Raw genomic sequence first — 1444 nt, 5'->3', positions numbered from 1 at the left:
AGAAGAATTCTCCTAGTCGAACTAGCATTCTCACTGCTCTTATCACGAGCTAATCTCGGATCTGGTGTACGGCGGCAGGCGGGGAGTATGAGGAAGGCGGTGGCGGTTGGCTGAGAATGTTGCTTTCTCAGGGTAACAAACCAGCAACCGAGCTCCACCACCATGGCGAAACGTACGCAGGAAGAGAACAACAGTCAAGCAACAGAGACGGAATTCAAGGCGCTGCCGGGCCTGGACGATCTGATCCAACAAGGCGCGCGGCAAATCATCCAACAGGCGATCGAGGCGGAATTGGCGGCATTGCTCGAACGGTATTCGAACGTGAAGACGCTGGACGGCAGGCGTGCGGTCGTGCGTAACGGCTACCTGCCCAAGCGCGAGGTCGTCACGGCCATCGGCCCGGTGCCCGTTCAAGTGCCGAAGGTGCGCGATCGCTCGGGCTCGGGCGTGAAGTTCAATTCGAGCCTCGTGCCGCCGTATGTGCGCCGCTCGCCGCGGGTGTCGGCTGCGCTGCCGTGGCTCTATCTGCGCGGCGTCTCGACGGGCGACATGAGCGAGGCGTTGAGCGTGCTGGTGGGCGAAGATGCCAAGGGGCTCTCGCCGAACGTCGTGGTGCGGCTTAAGGCGCAATGGGCCGAGGAGTTTGAGCAGTGGAACAGGCGCGATCTGAAGCAAGCGCGCTGGGTCTATTGGTGGGCCGACGGCATTCATACCGGCGCGCGCAGTGAGGACAGCGACGGCCAATGCCTGCTGGTGATCATCGGCGTGAAGCCCGACGGCAGCAAGGAGCGTGTAGCGATCGCCGACGGCTATCGGGAATCGAAGGCATCCTGGCGGGATCTGCTGCTTGATTTGAAGGCGCGTGGCTTGCAGGCCGGCCCGTTGCTGGCAGCGGGTGACGGCGCGATGGGCTTGTGGGCCGCGCTCGAAGAAGTGTTCCCGCAGACCAGGCAGCAACGCTGCTGGTTCCACAAGATCGGCAACGTGCTCAACGCCTTGCCGAAGGCACAGCATGGCCGTGCGAAAACAGACCTGGCGCAAATCTGGAATGCCGCCACTCGTGCCGAGGCACTGGTTGCCTTCGAGCGATTCGTCGCGACGTATGGCGCCAAGTATCCGAAGGCCGTTGAGAAGCTCACGAAGGACCGCAATGAACTGCTCGCGTTCTACGACTTCCCGGCGGAACACTGGCAGCACCTGAGAACGACCAATCCGATCGAGTCGACGTTTGCCACCGTGCGCCATCGCACGAGCCGCGCCCGAAATTGCCTGTCGCGCGCAACGTTCCTCGGCATGGCATTCAAGCTCGTTGAGTCGGCCGAGCAGTCGTGGCGTCGCATTCGCGGCGCAGAAAGAATCGAACAGCTTCTGAAGGGCATTCCCTTCGAAGATGGCATCCCGGTGATCGAAAGCGCACCGGCTCAGCAACCGCTTGCCGCCTGAT

General features: G+C 62.0%; 1 protein-coding gene. It reads left to right on the top strand.

The genetic code is table 11. The features are described 5' to 3' along the window. The first annotated feature begins 162 nt into the window (after window positions 1–162). Window positions 163–1443 (top strand): IS256 family transposase, encoded by a 1281-nt coding sequence (locus tag HWX25_RS32545; RefSeq protein ID WP_175912688.1) that lies wholly within the window; start codon window positions 163–165, stop codon window positions 1441–1443. The last annotated feature ends 1 nt before the right edge of the window (window position 1444 follow it).

Origin of the sequence: Burkholderia sp. BCC1640 (genome assembly GCF_902833125.1) — a bacterium.
Classification (GTDB): Bacteria; Pseudomonadota; Gammaproteobacteria; order Burkholderiales; family Burkholderiaceae; genus Burkholderia; species Burkholderia diffusa.
This window is presented reverse-complemented; position numbering and strand designations above follow the sequence as displayed.

Excerpts from the sequence above, each read along its gene's own strand:
- HWX25_RS32545 (WP_175912688.1), top strand. The coding sequence starts at position 163 with ATGGCGAAACGTACGCAGGAAGAGAACAACAGTCAAGCAACAGAGACG.